Origin of the sequence: Trebonia sp., from assembly GCF_049794275.1 — a bacterium.
Taxonomy (GTDB): domain Bacteria; phylum Actinomycetota; class Actinomycetes; order Streptosporangiales; family Streptosporangiaceae; genus Trebonia.
The window spans coordinates 1-2,254 of the sequence record NZ_JBARCR010000097.1; the positions used below are offsets into that span (position 1 = coordinate 1).

General features: G+C 71.7%; 2 protein-coding genes. Both read left to right on the forward strand.

Going from position 1 to position 2,254, the window contains the following annotated elements:
• Positions 1-255: 255 nt before the first annotated feature.
• On the forward strand, positions 256-1,836 hold the full coding sequence (locus WA805_RS02580) for an MFS transporter (RefSeq protein WP_425241558.1): 1,581 nt from the start codon (positions 256-258) through the stop codon (positions 1,834-1,836).
• Positions 1,817-2,254 (forward strand): cytidylate kinase family protein (locus WA805_RS02585; protein ID WP_425241559.1); only part of this gene is annotated, 438 nt, incomplete at its 3' end. The genes WA805_RS02580 and WA805_RS02585, both read left to right, overlap by 20 nt.

Sequence of the window (2,254 nt, forward strand, 5' to 3'; positions counted from 1 at the left end):
CCAACGCCGGCGCCGGCGAACCCTTCGCAGATCCCGGCTGATGTCAGGATGCCGTCGCTGGCCTCCGGGATGTGCGGATTTATCCACCCGAAGACCCTCATAGCCGCCCTCAGCCGTACCGCCTCTACTTAAGAACTTGCTTACCCAGATCCGGCCTGGCGGGATCCTGTTCCGGTCGTGAGACAAGGCATGCGCGAAAGGCTACTGGTTGTACCGCCTCGACCCAACCTTCCGCTGCCGGCGTAAGCACGTGTAATGAGAGAACCGGCGGTTGCGGCCGTATCGCAGCAGGCTGCGCTGTCCGGCGTGGCCGCGGAGCCGGCCCGGCGCTGGTGGATTCTCGGCGTGGTCGGGCTGGCGCAGCTGATGGTGGTGCTGGATGCCACGATCGTGAACATCGCGCTGCCCTCCGCCCAGCGTGACCTGGGCTTCAGCATCGCCGACCGGCAGTGGGTGGTGACGGCGTACTCGCTGGCCTTCGGCGGGCTGCTGCTGCTCGGCGGCCGGCTGTCGGATCTGCTCGGCCGGCGGCGGATGCTGATCATCGGCCTGGTGGGCTTCGCCGCGGCGTCGGCGCTGGGCGGCGCGTCGACCAGCTTCGCGATGCTGGTGATCGGCCGCGGCGCGCAAGGGTTGTTTGGCGCGCTGCTGGCTCCGGCCGCGCTCTCGACGCTGACCGTCACGTTCACCGACCCGGCCGAGCGCGGCAGGGCGTTCGGCGTCTACGGCGCCATCGCCGGGGCAGGCGGGGCGGTGGGGCTGCTGCTGGGCGGGGTGCTGACCGAGTACCTGTCCTGGCGGTGGTGCCTGTACGTCAACGTCGTCCTGGCGGTGGTCGCGGTCGCGGGCGCGGTGCGGCTGCTGGCCGCGCAGCCCCGTGATCCGAGCGTAGAGATCGACTGGCCGGGAACGGTCCTGGTGGCGACCGGGCTGGTGGCGGTGGTCTACGGGCTGTCGGAGGCCGCCACCAAGGGCTGGGGCGCGACGACTACCCTGGCGCTGCTGATAGCCGGAGTGGTCCTGCTGGCCGCGTTCGTGCTGGTCGAGCGTCGGGTCCAGCATCCGCTGCTGCCGCTGCCGATCGTCCTGAACCGTTTCCGCGGCGGCGCATACCTGGCCATCGGGCTGTCCGCCATCGGCGTGTTCGGGATCTTCCTGTTCCTGACCTACTACCTGCAGCTGACCCTGGCCTACTCGCCGGTCAAGTCCGGCCTGGCCTTCCTGCCGATGATCGCGGCGATCGTGGTGGCGTCCACGACGTCCAGCGGGGTGCTGATGCCGCGGGTCGGGCCCCGGCCCCTGATCCCGGCTGGCCTGCTCCTCGCGGCTGGTGGTCTGGCCCTCCTGGCCGCGCGACTGAGCCTGCTCACCAGCTACCTGGACTGGATCCTGCCCGCCCTGCTCCTGATGGGGGCCGGCCTGGGCCTGGTGTTCGGCTGTGGGCTGAACTCCGCGACCTACGGCACCCGCGCCGCGGACGCGGGCGTGGCCTCGGCCCTGGTCAACACCAACCAGCAGGTCGGCGGCTCCATCGGCACCGCGCTGCTGAACACCCTCGCCGCCAGCGCCCTGACCAGCTATGTGCTGATCCACGGTCACAGCCCGCTGGCCCTGGCCCAAGCGGCGGTGCACAGCTACGTCGTCGGGTTCTGGGTCTCGGCCGCGATCCTGGCCGGCTCCGCGGTCGTGTGCGCGCTGGTGCTGCCCTCCGGCACCCTGGCGTCGGCCGCCGGCCGGGCCGACCTGGCCGCCGCGCAACCAACGGAGGAGACGCGAGCAACGGAGGAGACGCGAGCAACGGAGGAGATGAGCGCCCGTGACCACCGAGCAGTCTGACAGGCCTACCCCGCCAACCCCGGCCTCGCCCGGGCCCGCGGTACGGCTGATCACTGTGTCAGCGGCCTACGGCGCCGGCGGCAGCGTCGTCGCCCCGGCCCTGGCCAAACGGCTCGGCCTGCCCTTCCTGCAGCGGGTCACCACGTCCGAGGGCGGCGTCGCCGAGCCCGGGCCGTGCGATGAGCAGCTGTCGGAGGAAGAGGTCAAGGTAACCCCGGTGCACCGGTTGCTGGCCCATTTCACCCAGGCGATGCCGGCCGGGCCTACCCAGTCGCCGCCATCCACCCACCACCAGGACGAGCACTTGCGCGGCCACGGCGAGACCGGGATCCGCCGCCTGCTGGCCGGCGGGGGCGGCGTGATCCTGGGCCGGGCGGGGGCGGTCGTGCTTGGCAAGGACCGCGGCTTCCACGTCCGG

Excerpts from the sequence above, each read along its gene's own strand:
- WA805_RS02580 (WP_425241558.1), top strand. The coding sequence starts at position 256 with ATGAGAGAACCGGCGGTTGCGGCCGTATCGCAGCAGGCTGCGCTGTCC.